Source organism: Bartonella sp. AD328YNZD, assembly GCF_042196425.1.
Map to the genome: position 1 here is coordinate 1 of NZ_JBHIQG010000316.1, position 2,662 is coordinate 2,662.

The window sequence follows — 2,662 nt, forward strand, 5'->3', positions numbered from 1 at the left end:
TTCTTATAAAGAAAAATAATACAGCAGACAACTTTACTCCTGTATTTATCAATCTGTTGCGACAAAATGGATATAATGTGATCTATACAGATCAACCTCAAAAGCAACAAAACATGGGTGTGAATTTGAGGTATAGAATAAGATTAAATAGTAGCACTATAGTGTCTCTTTTTCAGTATAACGTGAACGGAGAACTACGTGCTCATATAATTACTCAGCCCAAATGAACCCGCTATTTTATGTAAACATTCTCTATATTTTACACGTAAAGACTTAAAAGCTCTTGTTAAAGAAAAGAGGTTTGCACCTCAATAAAAACTCTTGTTTTTTAGCCAGAGTGAACAAATTTTTCTGTATTTCATCACGATATGAGAAACAATACGTACGAGAAAATAAGTTATGACTTTAGGTTTAAGTATAAGGGAAAGAAGAGTATTAAAAAATAATGAAAAATCCTCCACACTCTAGTGAATTATTGTGCGAAGATGTAAATGCAAAACTTAGTTTATTTAGTGATTCAAGCAGTTGAATAGTCCGCTGTTTGCAAAAAATGAGTTTTTTAAAAATAAAAGGAAAGACAATGGCAAAAAACACTGTCCAACTGCACTAATAGAAGAACCTTTTAAAATATCATAGTAATAAAAAATGGATAGTTTCCAATGTAATTTATCCACGGTGGTTTATTCAAAAGAAATTTTGTAGAAATAGGATATTTTTAACGTTTTTTGCTTCTCATTTAGTGTACCATAATTCTAGCATACCACAATTCGGAGGTTTTGTGGTTTTCATTGCTAATTGTTATGGTACTATGATGAACGAACAGAGTTTACAACAGCTATTGCAATGCTTTGCGCTTGTGTAAAGAAAATTATGGCTGTTATTGGAGCACTTTAAAAATATCCTCCGTTAAATTTGAAAAAGCCATTGGGCTTTTAAACTTTTAAAATGGATGCTAAATCGTCGTTTTTCTCATAAACAATGGTATGCACATACTTGCCTTTCACTCCTCAAAGGAAAAAAGCTCCTACAGTTGCCGATCTGTAAAAAGTTCAGCGTCTCTTAGGACTAGTTTTCACTGCTTGATCCCTCATGCGGTTCACTTCATAGGGTTTTATGGATAAGCTACCTTGAAGATTTATCACACTCACCCAAAACACTTGATATAGTAAATTTACTACGCCTTATATCACTGTCCTAAACAACAGTGTTTTACGCAAAAACATGATATACAACCTCTCACTTAATAAGTCATTGTAGCAAAGCTGATAAAAAGCCACACTCTCACCCTCGTAATCTCCAATGAGCAAGGTGGTGGACAGAGATCTATGGAAATTTTTGCTGTTGTTCAAATGGGGAGCGATTTTTCAGCCTTTTACAACTTTAATGCGGGAGAGAAAACCGCAATATAAATTTATGTCCTTGAAGATAAGTATTTTTACGCAAGATAATTCTTTGCTCATACTTGATATGATGAAAGAAAAATGTGAAAATTCTGTTCGGTAATGAGGAGAAAACACCATGATCAAGAGAAGCGTTAAGCTGCTTATCTTAGGAATGATTGGGCTTGCAAATTCTGTTGTAAATTCTTCTGGAAATACTGAAGAATTCTCAAGTTTTGAACGTTCTTTCAATACGGTTCAAGATGCGTCAAACACACAAAAACCTTTTCAGCCTTTAAAAGCTGGAGATTATGACCAAGCCTATGACTATTACATCCAAGGTTATTATTTAAAAGCTTTTCGTGAAGCACTCCGACGTGCTGAAAAAAATGATCCTTTTGCACAAACTCTTCTTGCCCGAATTTATATGGAAGGATGCGCTGTTCCTGTTGACGGTGCGCGTGCTGCTTTATGGTTTGAGCGTGCAGCAAAACAGGGGGAACCTCAAGCACAATTACGCTATGGGCTTATGTTGTTTGATGGTCATTTTATGAAACAAAATCAAGATCTTGGTGAACAGTTTATTCGAAAAGCTGTCAATGCAGGCGTCAAGGAAGCCTATTTTTATTATGGACAACTGCTTCTTTATAAAGCCTCACGTGAAAAACAAGCTCTCCCTGGTGTTTCTTCCCAAAGTCGTGAAAATGAAGCAATCGAGCAAGCCTTAAAATGGTACTTAAAAGGTGCTGCTCTTGGGGATGCTGAAGCTGCTGTTTCTGCTGCCAAAATTCTGTCTTTAGGCACATTAAATCGACCAAAGGATGATCATAATGCCCGTAAGCTCATGGAGGTAGCGGCTCAAAACAACCACTTAGAAGCTCAACTTCTTTTAGCGCAATGGCTTGTACAGGGACGTGGAGGAGAAACAGATTTTCACCGCGCTTTTCATTTACTTCAAAGAAATGCCGTCAACATGATTGCGCCAGCACAAATTTCCCTTGCAAGACTTTATCGAGATGGCACAGGAACAAAAGGCGATATAATCATGGCAGCAGCATGGTATATGCTCGCAAAGGAAGCAAAAATGCAAGCCCCTGATCTTGAAATAATGCTCCAAGGCATGGACAAAACACAACTAGAAAAAGCGCACAAAGAAGCAATAAAGCTCCTTCCTGTTTTTTAAAATACTCCTCTCTGCTGCAAAAAGACAAAATTTATAGAAATTCCGGGAGTTTTTGCACTGTCTAGGTGCTCTCAGCACTAAAAGCAAAATGGCTGATTTG

The 2,662-nt window shown here is 36.6% G+C and carries 1 protein-coding gene and 1 pseudogene; both read left to right on the forward strand.

All coding sequences use genetic code 11. From position 1 onward, the window contains the following. A pseudogene (locus ACFIO3_RS11160) lies at positions 1-227 on the forward strand (hypothetical protein); the annotation flags it as partial. A gap of 1,291 nt (positions 228-1,518) precedes the next feature. Continuing rightward, on the forward strand, positions 1,519-2,562 hold the full coding sequence (locus ACFIO3_RS11165) for a tetratricopeptide repeat protein (RefSeq protein WP_375606553.1): 1,044 nt from the start codon (positions 1,519-1,521) through the stop codon (positions 2,560-2,562). The last annotated feature ends 100 nt before the right edge of the window (positions 2,563-2,662 follow it).